19 protein-coding genes are annotated in these 17,555 nt (G+C 72.5%); 11 read left to right on the forward strand and 8 right to left on the reverse strand.

What is annotated here, in order from left to right:
* Positions 1-38 precede the first annotated feature (38 nt).
* On the forward strand, positions 39-593 hold the full coding sequence (locus AB0D74_RS07220) for a methylated-DNA--[protein]-cysteine S-methyltransferase (protein WP_362581417.1): 555 nt from the start codon (positions 39-41) through the stop codon (positions 591-593).
* Between the two features lie 46 nt (positions 594-639).
* Here AB0D74_RS07220 and AB0D74_RS07225 read toward each other — a convergent pair whose 3' ends face one another.
* Positions 640-1,068, reverse strand: coding sequence for a VOC family protein (locus AB0D74_RS07225; protein ID WP_362581419.1), 429 nt, complete (start codon positions 1,066-1,068; stop codon positions 640-642).
* Between the two features lie 97 nt (positions 1,069-1,165).
* Here AB0D74_RS07225 and AB0D74_RS07230 point away from each other — a divergent pair, with 97 nt between their 5' ends.
* Positions 1,166-2,074: a pseudouridine-5'-phosphate glycosidase gene (locus AB0D74_RS07230; protein WP_362581421.1), complete on the forward strand. Its 909-nt coding sequence runs from the start codon at positions 1,166-1,168 to the stop codon at positions 2,072-2,074.
* A gap of 71 nt (positions 2,075-2,145) precedes the next feature.
* The gene (locus tag AB0D74_RS07235; RefSeq protein ID WP_362581925.1) at positions 2,146-3,075 is read left to right on the forward strand and encodes a sugar kinase; all 930 of its coding nucleotides are present in this window, start codon (positions 2,146-2,148) and stop codon (positions 3,073-3,075) included.
* A 39-nt stretch (positions 3,076-3,114) separates the two neighbouring features.
* Here AB0D74_RS07235 and AB0D74_RS07240 read toward each other — a convergent pair whose 3' ends face one another.
* A complete protein-coding gene (locus tag AB0D74_RS07240; RefSeq protein WP_362581423.1) occupies positions 3,115-3,909 on the reverse strand; it encodes a methyltransferase domain-containing protein in 795 nt (264 codons plus the stop codon).
* A 252-nt stretch (positions 3,910-4,161) separates the two neighbouring features.
* Between AB0D74_RS07240 and AB0D74_RS07245 the strand changes: the two genes are divergently transcribed.
* Positions 4,162-5,289, forward strand: a complete 1,128-nt coding sequence (locus tag AB0D74_RS07245; RefSeq protein WP_362581425.1) for a magnesium and cobalt transport protein CorA — start codon at positions 4,162-4,164, stop codon at positions 5,287-5,289.
* A gap of 19 nt (positions 5,290-5,308) precedes the next feature.
* Here the strand turns inward: AB0D74_RS07245 and AB0D74_RS07250 are convergent, their stop codons facing one another.
* Positions 5,309-5,941, reverse strand: a complete 633-nt coding sequence (locus tag AB0D74_RS07250; RefSeq protein WP_362581427.1) for a uridine kinase — start codon at positions 5,939-5,941, stop codon at positions 5,309-5,311.
* Between the two features lie 182 nt (positions 5,942-6,123).
* Here AB0D74_RS07250 and AB0D74_RS07255 point away from each other — a divergent pair, with 182 nt between their 5' ends.
* From AB0D74_RS07255 to AB0D74_RS07265, 3 genes are all read left to right on the forward strand, one after another.
* On the forward strand, positions 6,124-6,825 hold the full coding sequence (locus AB0D74_RS07255; RefSeq protein ID WP_362581429.1) for a DUF2293 domain-containing protein: 702 nt from the start codon (positions 6,124-6,126) through the stop codon (positions 6,823-6,825).
* A 134-nt stretch (positions 6,826-6,959) separates the two neighbouring features.
* Entirely contained in the window at positions 6,960-7,439 is a 480-nt protein-coding gene (locus tag AB0D74_RS07260; RefSeq protein ID WP_362581927.1) for an anthrone oxygenase family protein, read from the forward strand.
* Between the two features lie 306 nt (positions 7,440-7,745).
* Positions 7,746-9,233, forward strand: a complete 1,488-nt coding sequence (locus AB0D74_RS07265) for a glutamate synthase subunit beta (RefSeq protein WP_362581431.1) — start codon at positions 7,746-7,748, stop codon at positions 9,231-9,233.
* Positions 9,234-9,340: 107 nt separating this feature from the next.
* Here AB0D74_RS07265 and AB0D74_RS07270 read toward each other — a convergent pair whose 3' ends face one another.
* The 3 genes from AB0D74_RS07270 to AB0D74_RS07280 form a co-directional block, all read right to left on the reverse strand.
* Positions 9,341-10,123 carry an SAM-dependent methyltransferase gene (locus tag AB0D74_RS07270; RefSeq protein WP_362581433.1) on the reverse strand — a complete coding sequence of 261 codons (783 nt, stop codon included), beginning with the start codon at positions 10,121-10,123 and terminating at the stop codon, positions 9,341-9,343.
* Positions 10,124-10,227: 104 nt separating this feature from the next.
* Complete coding sequence (locus AB0D74_RS07275) at positions 10,228-10,503, reverse strand: DUF397 domain-containing protein (RefSeq protein WP_089100964.1); 276 nt, start codon at positions 10,501-10,503, stop codon at positions 10,228-10,230.
* Positions 10,504-11,364 carry a helix-turn-helix transcriptional regulator gene (locus AB0D74_RS07280; protein ID WP_362581435.1) on the reverse strand — a complete coding sequence of 287 codons (861 nt, stop codon included), beginning with the start codon at positions 11,362-11,364 and terminating at the stop codon, positions 10,504-10,506.
* Between the two features lie 442 nt (positions 11,365-11,806).
* Between AB0D74_RS07280 and AB0D74_RS07285 the strand changes: the two genes are divergently transcribed.
* The 3 genes from AB0D74_RS07285 to AB0D74_RS07295 all read left to right on the forward strand — a co-directional run bounded on the left by AB0D74_RS07285 (position 11,807) and on the right by AB0D74_RS07295 (position 15,289).
* On the forward strand, positions 11,807-12,514 hold the full coding sequence (locus AB0D74_RS07285) for an ATP-binding protein (protein WP_362581437.1): 708 nt from the start codon (positions 11,807-11,809) through the stop codon (positions 12,512-12,514).
* Complete coding sequence (locus AB0D74_RS07290; RefSeq protein WP_362581439.1) at positions 12,511-12,945, forward strand: hypothetical protein; 435 nt, start codon at positions 12,511-12,513, stop codon at positions 12,943-12,945. Before AB0D74_RS07285 ends, AB0D74_RS07290 begins: the two co-directional genes overlap by 4 nt.
* Before the next feature lie 343 nt (positions 12,946-13,288).
* Entirely contained in the window at positions 13,289-15,289 is a 2,001-nt protein-coding gene (locus AB0D74_RS07295; protein WP_362581929.1) for an ABC transporter ATP-binding protein, read from the forward strand.
* 14 nt (positions 15,290-15,303) lie between these two features.
* Here the strand turns inward: AB0D74_RS07295 and AB0D74_RS07300 are convergent, their stop codons facing one another.
* Together AB0D74_RS07300 and AB0D74_RS07305 are read right to left on the reverse strand one after the other, a co-directional pair.
* Positions 15,304-15,483 carry a hypothetical protein gene (locus AB0D74_RS07300; RefSeq protein ID WP_362581441.1) on the reverse strand — a complete coding sequence of 60 codons (180 nt, stop codon included), beginning with the start codon at positions 15,481-15,483 and terminating at the stop codon, positions 15,304-15,306.
* A gap of 165 nt (positions 15,484-15,648) precedes the next feature.
* A complete protein-coding gene (locus AB0D74_RS07305) occupies positions 15,649-16,305 on the reverse strand; it encodes a DUF899 domain-containing protein (RefSeq protein ID WP_362581443.1) in 657 nt (218 codons plus the stop codon).
* 278 nt (positions 16,306-16,583) lie between these two features.
* Between AB0D74_RS07305 and AB0D74_RS07310 the strand changes: the two genes are divergently transcribed.
* Positions 16,584-17,540, forward strand: coding sequence for an endonuclease/exonuclease/phosphatase family protein (locus AB0D74_RS07310; RefSeq protein WP_362581445.1), 957 nt, complete (start codon positions 16,584-16,586; stop codon positions 17,538-17,540).
* Positions 17,541-17,555: the final 15 nt, after the last annotated feature.

Here is a 17,555-nt window from a genome sequence, read left to right on the forward strand (position 1 = left end):
GGCGGGCATTGTCAGTGGCGGGCCGTACGGTGGGGCACATGGACAGCGAAGGGCAGTACGGGCAGCGGGTGGTGTGGGCCGTCGTGGCCACCGACATCGGTCCGCTGCTGCTCGCGGCGACCGGCAGCGGCCTGGTCAACGTGGTGTTCCACGCCACCGACGCGGTACGGGAGCGGGCGGTGGAGCGGCTGGCGGCCCGGCTCGGCACCGAGCCCGTCGAGGATCCGGCGGAGCCGGTGCTGGCCGAGGCGATATCCCAGCTGCGGGCGTACTTCGCGGGCCGGCGGCAGGACTTCGACCTGCCGCTGGACTGGTCGCTGATCTCCGGCTTCAACCGGCAGGTGCTGCGCGAACTGGCCGCCGGCGTCCCGTACGGCACGGTGGTCGGGTACGGCGACCTGGCGGGGCGGGTCGGGCAGCCCGGCGGGGCCCAGGCGGTGGGCGCGGCGATGGGCGCCAATCCGCTGCCGGTCGTCGTGCCCTGTCACCGGGTGGTGGAGCGCGACGGCGGGATCGGCGGGTTCGGGGGCGGTCTGGAGACCAAGCGGAAGCTGCTCGCCCTGGAGGGCGTGCTGCCCGAGCCGCTGTTCTGAGGGGCACTCCCCCGAACCCCGGCCGCGCGGCGCCCCGCCTGTGCGGTCAGCCGTAGTGCCGAGCCTCCACGACATTGCCGTCGGGGTCCCTGAAGTAGAAGTTGCGCGGGGCCTTGCCGCGGGCGCCGAAGGAGTCGTGGCCGATGTCGGTCATGGGGACGGCGTGCTCGGCGAGGCGGGCGCGCAGGGCGTCGAAGGCGTCGGACGGCAGGGACAGACAGACGTGGTTCACGGGGTGGCCCGCGCTGTCGGCGGCGCCGGGAAGCGCCGGCATGCGCTCGGCGAGGGTGAGCGGTGCGAGGTCGATGATGGTCTCCTCGTTGACGCGTACGGAGGGGAACGACACCTCTCCCGCGGTGAACTCGGCGATCCGCAGCGGCTCCAGGCCGAGCATCCGCTCGTAGAAGCCGGCCGCGGCGGCCGGGTCGGCGACCCAGAGGACGACGTGGTCCAGACGTACCGGGTGATTCGTCATGCCGCCCAGGCTGGTGGCGTCCCCCACAGGGCGCAAGCGTTTATCCGGGTACGGCCCCCGCCAGAGATGAGGGAAGACCGACGGACAGGAGGCAGGCGTGGTGCTGATGGTGTCGGAAGAGGTCAGGGAGGCGCTCGGCGCGGGTCGCGCGGTGGTCGCCCTGGAGTCCACGATCATCGCGCACGGGCTGCCACGCCCGCGCAACCTCCAGGTGGCACTGGAGCTGGAGGACACGGTACGGCGCGCGGGTGCGGTGCCCGCGACCATCGCCGTGCTGGACGGGCGGCCCCATGTCGGTCTGGACAAGGACCAGTTGGAGCGGATCGCCAACGAGGACGGGATCCGCAAGCTGGGCCACCGCGACCTGCCGCTCGCCGTGGCCGCGGGGGCGAGCGGGGCGACCACCGTGTCGGCGACGGCGCAGCTGGCGGCGCTGGCCGGCCTCCGGGTGTTCGCGACGGGCGGGCTCGGCGGGGTGCACCGGGAGTGGACGGCGACCCAGGACGAGTCCGCCGACCTGGGGCTGCTGGCCCGCACCCGGATCACGGTGGTGTGCGCGGGCGTGAAGTCGATCCTGGACGTGCCGGCGACCCTGCAGCGGCTGGAGACCTTGGGCGTGGCCGTCGCCGGCTACGGCACGGACCGCTTCCCGGGCTTCTACCTGTCCGACTCCGGGCATCCGGTCGACTGGACGCTCCAGAGCCCGGAGCAGGTCGCGGATGTCATGCGGGCACAGGACGCGCTGGACGCGGCGGACTCGGCGCTGATCGTCGCCAACCCCGTGCCGGAGGCGGAGCAGCTCGATCCCGCGCTGCACGCGCGCGTGCTCGCCGACGCGCTGCACGCGTGCGAGGCGGAAGGGATCGCCGGTCAGGCGGTGACGCCGTTCCTGCTCGACTATCTGGTCCGGCACACGGACGGTGCCTCGCTGGAGGCCAATCTGGCGGCCGTGCGCGGCAATGTCGGACTGGCGGCGCGGATCGCCTCGGCGTGGGCCAGGGGGTGACGACCGAGGGGGCGGCGGCGCCGGGCGGGACGGCGTCATCCGGTGGGGAGGTGACCCCCCGCAGGGAGGCGATGTCCCTCGGGGTCCCGGCGCGGGGCGGGAGCGGGGCGCTGCTGGTCGTCGGGGATGTCGTCACCGATGTCGTCGCGCGGTACCGGGGGCCGCTGGCGGCCGGCACCGACACGGGCGCCGTGATCCGGACCCTGCCCGGCGGGGCGGGCGCCAATGTGGCGTGCTGGGCGGCGCACACGGGCTGCGCGGACGTACGGCTGCTGGGGCGGGTCGGCGCGGACACGGCCCGGTGGCACGAGCGGGAGCTGGTCGCCTCCGGGGTGCGGCCCCGGCTCGTGGTGGACCCCGAGGCCCCGACGGGGACGGTGATCTGCCTGGTCGACAGCGGTGCCTCGGCCGAGCGGACCTTCCTCACGGACAGCGGGGCGTCCCTGCGGCTGGAGCCCGCCGACTGGTCGGACGCGCTGCTCGACGGGGTGGCCCGGCTGCATCTCTCCGGCTACCTGCTGTTCTCCGAACCGAGCCGGGCGCTGCTGGCGACGGCCGTGGCGGCGGCACGCGCGCGTGGCGTACCGGTGAGCCTGGACCCGGCGTCGGCCGGGTTCCTGGTGGCGCTCGGCGTGGACCGCTTTCTGACGCTCGTCGAGGGGGTGGACGTCCTGCTGCCGAGCCGGGACGAGGCCTGTCTGCTGACAGGGCTGCCCGATCCGGCGGACGCCGCGGCCAAGCTGAGCCGCCAGGTGCCGCTGGTGGTGGCCAAGGCGGGCGCGGACGGTGCGCTGGTGGCCCGGTCGGGCAGCGTCCTCGCCCGCGTCCCGGCCGCACCGGCGACGCCCCGGGACACCACCGGCGCCGGCGACGCCTTCACCGGGGCGTTCCTCGCCGCGCTGGTCGCCGGCGCGGATGCCCGGGAGGCGGCGGTCCTGGGCTGCCGGGCGGGCGCGCGGGCAGTGGAACGCGTGGGTGCGCGACCGCCTGCCCACGGCTGACCCGGGCACCGCACCGCACCCCGCCCCGGGGCGCCTGGCCTACGCCTTGCGGCCCCACGCCGAGATCATCGGAGCCGTGGCGAGGTCCATGCCGCCCGTCGCGACGTTGGCCAGATGCCGGTCGATCTCCTCGTCGGTGGCCAGGCCGGCCGCGACGAGCCGACCCCGGATCTGCCGGACGGTGGCGATCTCCAGGGCGGTGCAGGCGGGCGAGGCGACGGGGAAAAAGGCGTCGGCCTCCACGTCGTGCAGCCCGGCCTCGCGGAGCAGTCGCGGAAGCTTGCGGCCGTACGACAGGTCGGCGCCGCGTTCGGCGAGGAGCTTGCGGAAGCCCTGCCGCAGGCGGTTGGCGAGCTGCTGCTCGGGGCCGTACTCGTAGGGGCAGGTGAGGGGCTGGAGGGCGGGGTCGGCGTCCTCGATCAGCAGGCGTCCGCCGGGCCGCAGGGCCTTGATCATGGATCGCAACGCCCGTTCCCGGTCCGGCACATGGACCAGGACGAGCCGGGCGTGCACCAGGTCGAAGCCCTCCCCCGGCGGCTCCTCCGCGCCGACGTCGTGGGTAAGGACCTCGACGGGTCCGTGGACGGCCGCGGCGAGCAGCGAGGTGTCGATGTCGGTGGCGACGACCCGGCCGGTCGGCCCGACCTTCCCGGCCAGCCAGGACACCACGGAGGTGCCGCCGGCCCCGACCTCCCAGCAGCTCCCGCCCGGTCCCAGACCGCATGCGTCGACGTGACGGAAGGTCGTCGGGTCGAAGAGGTCCGCGAAGGCGTCGAAGCGCTGTCCGGCCTCGCTCTGGCGGTTGTCGAGGAGATATCCGTCGTCCTGTGTCATGCGGCGATGATTTCAGTCGCCCGGAGTGCCCGCCGCGGCGAGCGTGCCGTCGGCGGACGCGGGGCACTCGGGTCGGGAACCCGGATCGGGAGACCGGTCGGGAGTCCGGGTCGGGAGTCCGGTTGTCCACAGGCGGGAACCAACCGGAACTCGCCGTTCCCACAGGCTTACCCGTGTCTCACACCGGGCTGGCAGACTTGCCGGGCAGGGCGGGAAGCGTTGCGCGAGTGGATCCATGCAAGGAGATCCGGAATGACGATGGCAGGGAATCTGCGGAAGGTCACAGGGCTGGGCAGGGCCGGCGGCCTGCGCAGGGTGGCGCGGCTGGCCCGGCGGCGGCCCCGTGTCGACCTGAACCATCACGCACGGTCCCCGCTGGGTTCCTCGGTGGTCAACTGCGTGACGTACGAGGACGGGGCACGGGTGCCGGAGTGCAGCGATCTGTTCTCCGCGGTGGAACGGGTGCGCAAGAGGGGGGACGGGTTCGTCTGGCTGGGGCTGCACGAGCCGACGGACAGCGAGTTCGCGGGCATCGCCGAGCTGTTCGACCTGCACCCGCTGGCCGTGGAGGACGCGGTCGAGGCCCATCAGCGCCCGAAGGTGGAGCGGTACGGCGAGACGCTGTTCGCGGTGTTCAAGACGGTCTGCTACGTCGAGCACGAGAAGCTGACGGCGACCAGCGAGGTGGTCGACACCGGCGAGATCATGGTGTTCGTCGGCGAGGACTTCGTGATCACGGTACGGCACGGCCGGCACGGCTCCCTCGGGCCGCTGCGCGAGGAGCTGGAGGCCACGCCGAGTCAGCTCGCCAAGGGGCCGGCAGCCGTGCTGCACGCCATCGCGGACCATGTGGTCGACGACTATCTGAGCGTCACGGACGCGGTGCAGGGCGACATCGACCAGGTCGAGGCGGCCGTGTTCGCGGAGAACGGCGCGCGGGCCGACCCGGGGCGGATCTACCAGATGAAGCGTGAACTCCTGGAGCTGAAGCGCGCGGTGGTGCCGCTCGGCCGCCCGATGGAGGAGCTGACCACCCGGCCGATCCGGGTGATCTCCCCGGAGATACAGGCCTACTTCAGGGATGTGTTCGACCACCTGATGCGGGCGAAGGAACAGATCGCGGCCTTCGACGAGTTGCTCAACTCCATCCTCCAGGCGCATCTGGCCCAGGTGACGGTCGCGCAGAACGAGGACATGCGGAAGATCACGGCCTGGGCCGCGGTGATCGCGGTGCCGACGATGGTGTGCGGTGTGTACGGCATGAACTTCGATCACATGCCGGAGCTGCACTGGCGGTTCGGCTATCCGCTCGTCATCGGCGTCATATCCGTGGCGTGCCTGGTGCTGTACCGCGGCTTCCGGCGCAACGGCTGGCTCTGAGCCGCCCGGCCGCGGGCGTTCAGCCGGTCCACGCCGGATGGCGCGGGTCGTCGGCGCGGATCAGGACGTCGGCGGTGCCGGCGGGGTCGGTCTCGGCGGTGTAGCGCTCGAAGGCGGGCAGGGTCCAGTGGTCGGCCTCGGGGGTACGGCGGCGCAGGGCGCCGGGAGTCAGGAGGAGGTGGACGGTCAGGTCGAACGGGAACCAGTGCCGCAGCAGGAGCGGTCCGTGCAGCAAGAGCAGTCCGCCGGGCGGGAGTTGGACATAGGGGCTGCGGGTGGCGCGGTCGGTGGCCGGGTCCCACAGATCGGGCAGGACACGACCGGTCCCGCCGGGATCGAGGGGGCCGAAGACCTCCCGCCACAGGGCGTTGGTGTCGAACCAGCCGCCGTAGTACGACTCCGCGTCTCGCCTGCCGTGCTCCAGACGCAGCGAGGCGGGGCGCAGGAAGCCCTCGGTGCCCACGACGAGCGACGGCCGGCCCCTTACCCGCAGCGCCTCACCGACGCGCTCCGCGAGGTCGCCGGGCCGGGCGGCCGGGGCGCCGTCGAAGGCCACGCGTGGCCAGGCACTCCCGTCGGCGGGCTTCAGTTCGGCCAGCCGCTCGGCGAGACGCTCGGCGAGCCGGTCCCAGGTGATCGCTTCGAGTCGCACAGGATCATGATGCCGGGTCGGCCGTTCGGGCACGCCGGGGGTGGTTCCGGGGCCGGGCACCGGTGGCGGCCGGCGGGACAGGCGCGCCCCGGGCGGGAAGGCGCGCCCGGCGACCGTCGTCCGGCCCGGAGGGAGGGCGCGAACGACGTGAGATCAGTCTCCGGGGAGGGGAAGTACCGCATATGACGCGCCTCGCAACTCCCCCTCACCACGGTGGGCTTCTGGTCGTGCAGCCGCTGCGGCACAAGCGGTGTGCGGCGTGCCGCCGGGGGCCGTTGTCGCTGCTGGTGGTGGAGGACGGGCTGCCGCGGTGCCTGGAGTGCGCCGATCTCGGGCATCTGGTGTTCCTGCCCCGTGGCGACACGGCGCTGACCCGGCGGTCGCGGGAGGAGAGCACGCTGTCGGCGCTGGTGGTCCGGTTCAACCGGCGCAAGTGCCGGTACGAGCGGCAGGGCGTCCTGGTCGAGGAGGCCGCGCTGGTCCGTGCCGAGGTGCGGTGTCTGGCCGACGCCGAGGCACGGCGGCGGCGCCGGGCGCGGGACGCCAAGCGGCGGGCGGCCGAGGACGTGCGGTTCACGGAGGCGTTCGCGGCGGAGATCCTGCGTCTGTTCCCGGGCTGCCCGGTGGGGCGGGCAAGGGCGATCGCGGCGCACGCGTCGGTGCGGGGCAGCGGGCGGGTCGGGCGGACCGCGGCCGGGCGGGCACTGACGCAGGGGGCGGTGGTCTCGGCGGTGGTGGCGGGGGTACGGCACGTGGACACGCCGTACGACCAGCTGCTGATGAGCGGGGTGCCGCGGTACGAGGCGCGGCGGCGGATCGCGGGGACGGTGGAGGCGGTGCTGCGGGAGTGGGAGGCCGGGGTGGAGATCCGCCTGACCGGGTGACGGCGGGAGTGATTCTGGCCGGATGTGTATCCGGATGAGTATGTGGACGGACTTCACAGTCATGGAGAGGGGTGGGCCGTGGGCATTGATCTGAGAGGCGGAGGCGTCCAGGGGCGAGAGTGGGTGTGGTGGTCGTGATCGACGGGCCGTATTACGTGCTGGTCCTGCTGGGGGTGCTGGGGGCCGGACTGGCGGCAGGGGTGTTCTGCGGGTTCTCGACCTTCGTGATGCGCGGGCTGGCCTCGTTGCCGTCGGCGCAGGGGGTCGCCGCGATGAACGCGATCAACCGGGCGGCCCTGACCCCGGCGTTCATGCTGGTGTTCGCGGGGTCGGCGGTGGTGTGCGCGATGATCGCGGTGGTGACGTTCGTGGTGTGGCCGGACGAGGGGAAGGTGGAGCTGCTGCTGGGCAGCGGGCTGTACCTGTTCGGTTCGTTCGGGCTGACCGCGATGGCGAACGTGCCCCGGAACGAGGCACTGGCCAAGCTGGAGCCCGGCACCCCGGAGGCCGCCTCCTACTGGCCGGTGTACGTGCGTGAGTGGACGCTCTGGAACCACGCGCGCACAGTCGCGTCGGCCGCGGCGGCGGTCGTCTATGTACTGGCCCTGTCCTGAGGGAGACGCCTGAGGGGAGACGCCTGAGGGGAGACGCCTGAGGGAGACGTGGGAGCGGATCGGCCCTCGGCCGGTTCCCCGCCGGACCGGGCCTGGGTCCCGCCTGACCTCCGGCTGACGCCAACCTGGCTCCCGGCTGACTCCTGGCTGGCTTCCCGCTGGCTCCCTGCTGGCTCCCCGCTGAGGAAGCCGTGCCGGAAAGCGCTGTCAGCCACTCTGCGGGCATGCCCGAGGGGACGTATCGTGGCCGAAAGGGTGCCGCCCGATGACGCACGGCCTGGGTGATCGCACGCGAGGAAGACGACCATGGCCGATCCCAAGGGGTTCATGACCACGCCACGCGAGGAGTGGCCGCGGCGGCCCGTCGAGGAGCGGGTCCGGGACTGGGACGAGGTGTACGTCCCCGGCGCCCTGCTGCCGATCATCAGCAAGCAGGCGGACCGCTGCATGGACTGCGGGGTGCCGTTCTGCCACGACGCGTGCCCGCTGGGCAACCTGATCCCCGAGTGGAACGACCTGGTGTCGCGGGAGGACTGGCGGGCGGCGAGCGACCGGCTGCACGCCACGAACAACTTCCCCGAGTTCACGGGACGGTTGTGCCCGGCGCCGTGCGAGGCGGGGTGCGTGCTCGCGATCAACCAGCCCGCCGTCACGATCAAGAACGTCGAGTGCGCCATCGCGGACCACGCCTGGGCGGAGGGGTTCGCCTCGCCGAGGCCGCCGGAGCGGTTGTCGGGCCGGACCGTGGCGGTGATCGGGTCCGGGCCGACCGGGCTCGCGGCGGCGCAGCAGCTGACCCGGGCCGGGCACACGGTCGCCGTGTACGAGAAGGACGACCGGCTCGGCGGGCTGATGCGGTACGGCATCCCGGAGTTCAAGATGGAGAAGCGCCATCTGGAACGACGGCTGGGGCAGATGCGGGCCGAGGGGACGAAGTTCCGTACGTCCGTGACGGTCGGGCGGGACCTTCGGGCGGCGGAGCTGCGGGCCCGGTACGACGCGGTGGTGATCGCGACCGGGGCCACGGCGTGGCGGGAACTTCTGGTGCCGGGCCGGGAGTTGGACGGGATACACCAGGCGATGGAGTATCTGCCGCTGGCCAACCGGGTGTGCGAGGGGGATCTGGCGGAGTCGCCGATGTCGGCGGCCGGCAAGCATGTGGTGATCGTGGGCGGGGGTGACACGGGGGCGGACTGTCTGGGGACGGCGCTGCGGGAGCGGGCCGCGTCGGTGACCCAGCTGGACATCTACGCGCAGCCGGGCGCGGAGCGGGACGAGGACGTCGAACCGTGGCCGACGTACCCGAAGATCTACCGGCTGTCGGCGGCGCACGAGGAGGCGCGGGACCTGGAGACGGCGCCCTCGGCGGACGCGGACGCGCGGCTGTTCGCGGCGTCGACGCTTCGCTTCACGGGCGACGGAAGCGGGCACGTGCGGTCGCTGCATCTGGTCGAGGTGGACGCGGCGCGGCTGCCGGTGCCGGGGACCGGGCGGACGCTCCCGGCCGACATGGTGCTGCTCGCGCTCGGTTTCTCCGGGCCCGACCGGGAGGACGGGCTCATCGACCAGCTGGGGGTGGCGATGGAGCCGCGCGGCACCGTCTCCCGGGACGCGGGGTTCGCCACGAACGTCCCTGGCGTGTTCACCGCCGGGGACGCGGCTCGCGGACAGTCGCTGATCGTGTGGGCGATCGCCGAGGGGCGGGCGGTGGCGGCGGCCGTCGACCACTACCTGACAGGGAGCTCGCGACTGCCGTCGCCGATAGCTCCGCACGACCGGCCGATGACGGTGTAGGGGCGCGCCCGGCGGATGTGGTCCTGGCTTTGAAGTCCGGGCTCCGGAGCGAAGTCCGGGCTCCGGAGCGAAGTCCGGGCTCCGGAGGACCCGCGGCCTCCCGGCACCTACGGCTTGCGCGCCACCGCCCCGTAGCCCGGGATCACCCCGTCGTCCTGTCCCGGTACCGGCTCGCCCAGCTCCGGGTGCCAGTGGTGGACCACCGACACACCCGGCTCGACGAGTTCGAGGCCGTCGAAGAAGCGGCCGAACTCCTCGCGGGAGCGCAGCGCCAGCGTGACCCCGGCCGCCCGCAGTTTCGCGACGGCCGCAGCCGACTCCTCCGGGGTGAAGTCGGCGGTGGCGTGGGTCATCATCAGGTAGCTGCCGGACGGCAGTTCGGACAGCAGCCGGCCGACCAGCTCGTGCGCCCCGTCCTCGTCGGAGACGAAGTGGAGCAGGGCGACGAGCGAGAGCGCGACCGGGCGGTCGAGGTCCAGGACCGCCCGCGCGCCGGCGACGATCGCCTCCGGGTCGCGGACATCGGCTTGGAGGTACTCCGTCGCACCCTCGGGCGTTCCGCGCAGCAGGGCCGCCGCGTGGGCGAGCACGATCGGGTCGTTGTCGCAGTAGACCACCCGGGCGTCGGGCGCGACGCCCTGGGCGATCTGGTGCAGGTTGGGCTCGGTCGGTATGCCCGTGCCGATGTCCAGGAACTGCCGTACGCCGTGCTCGGCCAGCCACCGGGTGGCACGGTGCATGAAGGCGCGGTTGACCCGTGCCATCACCGGCACCCGGGGATCGAGGGCGAGCATCTGCCGCCCCATCTCCTCGTCGACGGGGTAGTTGTCCTTGCCGCCCAGATACCAGTCGTACATGCGCGCCGGGTGCGGCTTGCTGGTGTCGATCACGAGGCACTCCGTAAGCGTCTGACGCGGTCGATGATCAATTCAGCACCATTACAAAGAAGTTGAATAAGGAGAAAGAAAAGCAGACAGAGGGAGACAGAAGGGGCTCAGGAGAGCAGGAAGTCGGCCTCCCCCGCCTTGGCGCCCTCGATGAAGGCCGTCATCTCGTCCGTGGTGTAGATCAGCGCCGGGCCGTCCGGGTCGGTCGACTGGCGTACGGCGATCCGGCCGTCGGCCAGCTTCATCGCCTCCAGGCAGTTGCCCCCGTTGCCGCCGCTCCACGGCTTGTGCCAGCCCTCGCTGCCCAGTTCCCGGGCAGGCATGCCGTTGTAGATCCGCTCGGTGCGGTTCCGCGGCCCGGACTGGGGCTTTATGCGATCCATTCACAGCTCCTTGCGGAGATCCCGGAGGATCTCCTTCGTGCGTTGTGCCGTAGCGGCCTGCGCCGCCATGCGGTCCATGACCTCGAGGTGGGTCGCCACCTCGGTGCGCGCGTCCAGGTAGACGGCGCCGGTCAGGTACTCGCTGTAGACCATGTCCGGAAGTTCGGGCATGGCGAATCGGAACAGCACGAAGGGCCCGTACGTCCCCGGGTGCGGCCCGCTGGAGAACGGGGCGACCTGGAGCGTCACATTGGGCAGCTTCGTGAGGTCGAGCAGTCGGTCGATCTGTGCGCGCATCACCTCCGGACCGCCGACCCGGCGGCGCAGGGCGGTCTCGTCCATCACCGCCCAGAAGCGCGGCGCCTCGGCACGGGTGAGCAGTTCCTGGCGTTGCATCCGCAGGGCGACGTGGCGTTCGATCTCCTCCGGTTCGGTCTGGCCGACCGCGCCCGACCTGAGCACCCCGCGCGCGTAGTCCTCGGTCTGCAGCAGTCCGGGCACGAAGTGCGGCTCGTAGGAGCGGATCAGGCTCGCCGCGCCCTCCAGGCTGACGTACATGGAGAACCAGCTCGGCAGGATGTCGTGGAACCGCTGCCACCAGCCGGGTCTGTTGGCCTCCTCGGCGAGCCGGACGAAGAGGTCGGCCTCGTCGTCGGTCACCCCGTAGGCCTTCAGGAGCAGCTGGAGGTACGGGATCTTGAGGGCGACCTCGGCCATCTCCATGCGGCGGACGGTGGCGGGCGCCACGCGGAGCACGCGGGCGGCCTCCTCACGCTTGAGCCCCGCACGTTCCCGCAGGTCGAGGAGGCGCCGGCCGAGGACCACCTGCCCCACCGTCGGCGCGGACCGCGGCTCGCTCACGCTCCACCTCCACGAAGTTCCCTGTCACCGGGCCGGGTTCACCGGCGTCCGGCCGCCACGCATCTACACGGTCACGCGCAGGACGCCCGCAACATTCATACGCATGACGCCTGCACCTTCACGCGCAGGGCACCTGCACACTCACGCACATACAGGTGTCACCCGGCATGCTGACAGCCCAGCGGCGCCATTCGAAGACTCATTCGAAGATCCGACGGAATGACCGGACCGACCGGTAGGACCGAATGGGCCGTAACAGCCGGAACATCCTGTTCGGTCGCATCGATCGCATGGGCCGGATCGGTCCGTCGGATCCTCACTCATCCCAACTGGCGCCGCTCGACATGCTGTTGCGAGCAGTGTGCCACGGCCCTTCACCGCGTCACACAGCACTCTGCATTTTTCAGAGTGACACTTGCCAAGTGTTCACGGCGGGGAGATAGTGGCAAGCGTGATTCCGTCCGCGCCCTTAGGAACAGACGCCGCCGCAGACCGCCTCGGTCTCGGTGCTGATGGGGGTCCTCCCGTGCGAACTCGTTCGAACGTGGGGGAGGCAGCCCGCCCGGAAGAGGGCACTGCCGAGCGCCGGTTCCGGTTCGAACTGGCCGCGCATCCGGGTTCCCCCGCCCAGGCGAGACGCCTGGTGCGCGCCCGGCTGGCCGGCTGGTCGGTCGGCGCGGACGCCTGCGACACCGCCGCCCTGGTCATCTCCGAGCTGGTCACCAACGCGATCGTGCACACCGCGAGCAGTCGCGTCGTGTGCGAGTTGCACGACCACGACGACACGGTGCGCATCGCCGTGCAGGACGAAGGCTGTTCGCCCGACGAGCCCCACCCGTCCCCGCAGCGCCCTGAGGAGGAGCACGGGAGGGGGTTGCTCCTCGTCGAGGCGCTGTGCCAGGCCTGGGGGGCTCAGGAGCACGGGCCCGGGCTGCTGGTCTGGGCGGAGTTGTCGCGCCGGACCGACGCCGCCCGGGACACCGTGGAGCCCTGCAACGACCTGGGCTGGGGCGCTCGCCCCGTGCCGGGTCCGTCGCGTGGCCCGTCCCACGAACCGGCGCACACCACGGTGCCCCGGCCGTCGTCGGGCTCCGGCCCGGCGGAGCGGTCCGAGGTGCTGGGGCCGGTGTCGCTGCGGAGGCAGGCATGAACGGCGCGTCCGGTACCGGCCATTCCCTGGGCCTCGACACGCTGATCCGCCTGAAGCGCGACCGGCGGTCGTCGTCCGCGGGGAGCGCCGGGTCGTTCCTGATGCCCGAGGGCATGACGGCACCGCTGGGCTGCGACGCGGTGGCGGTACCGGCGCGGCTCGGGCCGCTGGTGGTACCGCGGCTGCCGCGGGTGGGATGCGTGTACGCCGATGGCACGCGCTGGTGGTGGATCGTCCCGGCCGACTCCGACGACGCCCTCACCTGGCCCGCCCCCGCCCATTACGGTCCGGGCGCCCCGCTTCCCGGCACCGCCCGCCTGATCCACCGCTCCGAGGGCACGGTGCCGTACACCCCGCCGATACCGCTGTACCTCGCCCTGTGCCGGGTGACGGGGACGACACCGGAGTGGTCCCGCCCCCTGAGCGCGTGACGCCGCGCGGCTTCGGCTGACAAGGGAAGACCCGCCCGACAGCGGCGACCGCCCGACCGGAGCGTGGCCGGTCCGCGCCCGCCGACAACTCGCCGCCCGCCGCCCGGGCCCGCCTCGGCCCCTGCCCCTCGTGCACTCCCCCGCGCCCCGCGAACCTCGTCGCGCGCCCTGCCCGGTGGCGGCTCCGCCCGCGATAGTGGCCGTCCGCCCAAGGACACCGTCCAAGGACACATCCGCACACGGCCGAACGGCCGAACGGACGGACAGGCGGACGCGGACACGCTCGCTCACGGCCCCGGGGAGGATCGCGGTGAGGAAGAGGCGGGACACGGCGGCGCCCGAGATGTCGGAGTCGGAGCAACTGCTCTTCGGCGGGCCGCTCCGCTACGACATGGGCTGGAGCCAGCACGGGAACGCCTTCCTGGAGCTGGACTTCCGCGCCATGATGACCCGGCTGCCCGGCATGCTCGCGTCCAGTCTGCGGCTGGCCCGGCAGGCGGACGCCGGGGCCACGCGGATCGTGCTGGCCGCGCAGGTGGGCGTCGGGGCGGCCCAGGCCGTGAGCCTGCTCACCGTGAACAGCGTGCTCGGCCGGCTGATCGGCACCGGCACCGGCACCATCGAGGAACGGCTGCGCAGCGCCGCCCCCGCCCTGGTGGCCATGGCCGCCGTCATGTTCGTGGCCGCCCTGCTGCGCGCCGCGTCCACGTACGCCACCGGCCGCCTGGAACCCAAGGTCGAGCGGGTGGCGACCGAGATGTACCTGGAGCGGGCCGCGGCCGTCGAACTCGCCGCGATCGAGGACCACGCCTTCCACAAGCTGCTGGACACCGCGCAGTACGGCGCCTCCTCGGCCCGCCGCATGATCATGTACGGGACGCGGGTGGTGAACGCGATGATCTCGCTGGTCACCGCGGCCGGTGTGCTGACGGTGCTGCACCCGGCGCTGCTCCCGCTGCTGATCACCATGACGATCCCGAGCGCCTGGGGCGCCCTGACCAATGCCCGGCGCCGATACGAGTCGTACCACACCTGGGTGCAGCACGCCCGCGCCGGCCACCTGATCAGCGCCCTGCTCACCGAGCCGGAGGCGGCGCCGGAGATCCGGGTGCACGGGGTCGGGCCGTTCCTGCTGCGGCACTACCGGGCGATGTCGGAGACGGCGGAGGCGGAGCAGGCCAGGCTGGCCCGGCTCGCGGCCCGTACCGGTCTGATCGCGGCGGCCTGGACCGGCCTCGCGACCGTCGCCACGTACGCGACGCTGGGCGGGCTGCTGCTGAGCGGCGCGATGGCCCTGTCGGTGGCCGGTACGGCGGTGATCGCGATCCGCAGCGGCTCGGCGAGCCTCAACACCCTCGTGCTGGAGATCAACACGCTGCACGAGGAGGCGCTGTTCGTGGGCGACCTGGAGCGGCTCTACGTCGAGGCGGCCGAACGGGCGATCCCGGTCGGCGGCGACCCGCTCCCCGACGATCCCCGGGAGATCCGCTTCGAGAACGTCACCTTCGGCTATCCGAACGATGAGCCGGGCGGTGGGCCGAGCGGTGGGCCGGGCGATGGACCGGGCGATGGACCGGGCGATGAGCCGGGCGCGCATCCGGGTGGTGCCGCCCGCCCCGCCCTGGACGACGTCACGCTCAGCATCCCCCTCGGCCGGATCGTCGCCCTGGTCGGCGAGAACGGGTCCGGCAAGACCACCCTGGTCAAGCTGCTGGCGGGGCTGTACCAGCCGGACCGAGGCCGCATCCTCTGGGACGGTGTCGACGCGGCACGGGCCGACCGGCACCGGCTCGCCGAGCGCATCGCCATGGTCGCCCAGGACTTCAAGCGCTGGCCGTTCACCGCCAAGGTCAACGTGGCCGTCGGCCGCTCGTCGGCACCGCTCACCGAGGAGCGGCTGGCCGCCTCGGTCGCGGAGGCGGGCGCGGAGGAGGTGGTCGAAGATCTGCCGCGCGGCCTGGACACCCTGCTGGCCCGCAACTTCAGCGGCGGGCACGAGCTGTCCGGCGGCCAGTGGCAGCGGCTGGGCATCGCGCGGGCCGCCTACCGGCGCGGGCACATCCTGATCGTGGACGAGCCGACCGCCGCCCTGGACGCCCGGGCCGAGCTGGAGGTCTTCGAGAAGATCCGCGCCCTCGCGGGCAGCGGGCAGACCGTCGTCCTGATCACCCACCGGCTGGCGTCGGTCCGGCACGCGGATCTGGTGCACGTCCTCGAACAGGGCCGGGTGGTGGAGTCGGGCACCCCCGACGAACTCCTGGCCAGCGGTGGGGTCTACGCGGAGCTGTACGCGCTCCAGGCGGACCAGTTCACGGCGAAACTGCCGGTCCGCAAGGCCGGTTAGCGGTCGGAGACCGCTCAGCTCTCCAGACCGCCGGTGCCGCGCACGATGACCAGGAACGTGTCCGTGGCCAGATCCATCACGACCTCGGCGGGCAGCCCTTCCAGCCGCCGGGCCTGCGCGAACTCCTCCGCAGGCCATGATCCTCGCGGTCCGCCTGCGGGAAAGCGCTCGAGCACGGTTCGCCCGTTCACCATCCTGCACCTCCAGAAATGCGTCGTACCTGTAGGAGTTAACGCTCTGGAGAACATGAATGGCTCGCCCGGTGACGCTACTGAGACATACCCGACACACCGTCGGCGCGGACGGTGAGGGTCCGTTGACTTTCGGCTGACTTTCGGCCACTTCCGTGACCGAATGTGTCAGTCTTCGTACTCGTCGTGATAACGGACGCGGTCGCTTCCCTCCGGCAGCCGGCCGAGGGCCGTCAGGTCGAGCAGGGAGGTGGTCGGGCCGAGTCCGTCGAGGCCGCGGTCGTACACCGAGTAGGTGTGGAAGACCCGGTCGTGCTCCCGCAGGAAGCAGCTGATGCCGGGCCGTTCGACCGGTTCGTCGTCCACGACGATGGTCGCCTCGAAGTCGCGGTTGAAGTCGCGGTCGAAGTGGGTGTGGCAGGACGAGTACCAGGGCACCGTCCAGCCCATCCGCGCCTTGAACGGCAGGATCCGGGTGAACGGCGCCCGGGAGACCACCGCGAACGCCGTGCCGCGCGCCCGCAGATGGGCGAGGTGGCCGATCTGGTCCAGGAAAGCGGCACAGCAGGGGCAGCCGGTCGCCCACTCCGGGGCGAACATGAAGTGGTGGACGACGAGTTGGGGCCGCCCGTCGAAGAGGTCCAGCAGAGTCGCCTTGCCGTCACCGCCCTCGAAGACGTACTCCGGGTCCACCTCGACCATGGGGAGCCCGCGCCGCTCGGCGCTCAGCGCCTCCCGCGCCCGGGTGAGCGCCTCCTCCTTGCGCAGTAACTCCGCACGCGCGGCACGCCACCGCTCACGCGAGACGATCTCCGGAAGCGACATGGGCCCTCCTGATACAACGGTCGGTCCGGGTGGTGACCGCGGGAGGGAAGAGAACTCATCGGCCCGCCCGAAGTTTTTTTCCGTGCCTCCGTCACCCGGCCCGCACGCCCGACGACCCGCACAGCCGACGCCGCGACCCGCGGCAGCCGGGCTCGTCGCGCCGACGTAGGGCACGGTCCTCGGCCCGCCTGAGCCGAACCGCGCATCCGGTCCCGGAACTGTCGCGAGGCGGCCCGGACGAGCACGCTGGCCGCACCACCTCCTGGAAGGAGCCCGGCATGCTCCTGGGCACCTGGAACCTCGAAAACCTCTACCGGCCCGGCAGTCCCTACGGCCCCAAGGACAAGTCCGCCTACGAGGCGAAGCTCGCCGCCCTCGCCGCCGTGATCGGCCCGCTCGACCCGACCCTGCTCGGCGTGCAGGAGGTCGGCGACCCCGACGCCCTGGCGGATCTGGCCGGACTGCTCGGCCCGAACTGGCGGTTCATCCTCTCCTCGCACCCCGACGGCCGGGGCATCCGGGTCGGCTTCCTGGCCCGTGCCGAGCTCACGGTGGCCGCCGACACGGCCGCGTTCCCGGCCGGCCTGCGCCCGGTGCAGACGGACGACTCGGGCGCGACCGCCGCCCAGGCCGGGCGGGGCTTCCTCGCGGTCACGGTGCAGGCCCCGGCCGGACCGCTCACGGTGGCCGTGGCCCACCTCAAGTCCAAGCTCCTGACCTATCCGGGCGACCGCTTCTACCCGCACGACGAGGGCGAACGGGCGCGCTACGGGGCGTACGCCCTCTACCGGCGCGCCGCCGAGGCGACGGCGCTGCGGGCGCTGGCGGACGAACTGCTCGCCGGACAGGGCGCGTCCCGCGACGTGGCGGTCCTCGGCGACCTCAACGACGAGGTACTGGCGGCCACCACCCAGATCCTCCTCGGTCCGCCCGGCTCCGAACTCGGCACCGCCGGCTACGACCACCCGGACAAGGGCGACGCCGTGCGGCTGTGGGACGTCGCCCCGCGCATACCCGCCGAGCAGCGTTACTCCCGTGTCGACTCGGGACGGCGCGAGCTGATCGACCACATCCTCCTCAGCCACCGCCTGGTGCACCGGTTGACGGAGGCGGGCACCGGCCTGCCGGGCACCACCGCGCCGCCGGAGCTGCCGTCGGTCGGCGAGGACCCGGCGAAGCGGCGCGGGGTCGCGGGCTCGGACCACGCACCGGTGTGGGCACGGTTCGCGGACTGAACTGAGGCGTACGGC

This window comes from Streptomyces sp. NPDC048278, assembly GCF_040652195.1.
In the GTDB taxonomy this organism is placed as follows: Bacteria; Actinomycetota; Actinomycetes; order Streptomycetales; family Streptomycetaceae; genus Streptomyces.

Excerpts from the sequence above, each read along its gene's own strand:
- AB0D74_RS07220 (WP_362581417.1), top strand. The coding sequence starts at position 39 with ATGGACAGCGAAGGGCAGTACGGGCAGCGGGTGGTGTGGGCCGTCGTG.
- AB0D74_RS07225 (WP_362581419.1), bottom strand. The coding sequence starts at position 1,068 with ATGACGAATCACCCGGTACGTCTGGACCACGTCGTCCTCTGGGTCGCC.
- AB0D74_RS07235 (WP_362581925.1), top strand. The coding sequence starts at position 2,146 with ATGTCCCTCGGGGTCCCGGCGCGGGGCGGGAGCGGGGCGCTGCTGGTC.
- AB0D74_RS07240 (WP_362581423.1), bottom strand. The coding sequence starts at position 3,909 with ATGACACAGGACGACGGATATCTCCTCGACAACCGCCAGAGCGAGGCC.
- AB0D74_RS07245 (WP_362581425.1), top strand. The coding sequence starts at position 4,162 with ATGACGATGGCAGGGAATCTGCGGAAGGTCACAGGGCTGGGCAGGGCC.
- AB0D74_RS07255 (WP_362581429.1), top strand. The coding sequence starts at position 6,124 with ATGACGCGCCTCGCAACTCCCCCTCACCACGGTGGGCTTCTGGTCGTG.
- AB0D74_RS07265 (WP_362581431.1), top strand. The coding sequence starts at position 7,746 with ATGGCCGATCCCAAGGGGTTCATGACCACGCCACGCGAGGAGTGGCCG.
- AB0D74_RS07275 (WP_089100964.1), bottom strand. The coding sequence starts at position 10,503 with ATGGATCGCATAAAGCCCCAGTCCGGGCCGCGGAACCGCACCGAGCGG.
- AB0D74_RS07290 (WP_362581439.1), top strand. The coding sequence starts at position 12,511 with ATGAACGGCGCGTCCGGTACCGGCCATTCCCTGGGCCTCGACACGCTG.
- AB0D74_RS07295 (WP_362581929.1), top strand. The coding sequence starts at position 13,289 with ATGTCGGAGTCGGAGCAACTGCTCTTCGGCGGGCCGCTCCGCTACGAC.
- AB0D74_RS07300 (WP_362581441.1), bottom strand. The coding sequence starts at position 15,483 with ATGGTGAACGGGCGAACCGTGCTCGAGCGCTTTCCCGCAGGCGGACCG.
- AB0D74_RS07305 (WP_362581443.1), bottom strand. The coding sequence starts at position 16,305 with ATGTCGCTTCCGGAGATCGTCTCGCGTGAGCGGTGGCGTGCCGCGCGT.
- AB0D74_RS07310 (WP_362581445.1), top strand. The coding sequence starts at position 16,584 with ATGCTCCTGGGCACCTGGAACCTCGAAAACCTCTACCGGCCCGGCAGT.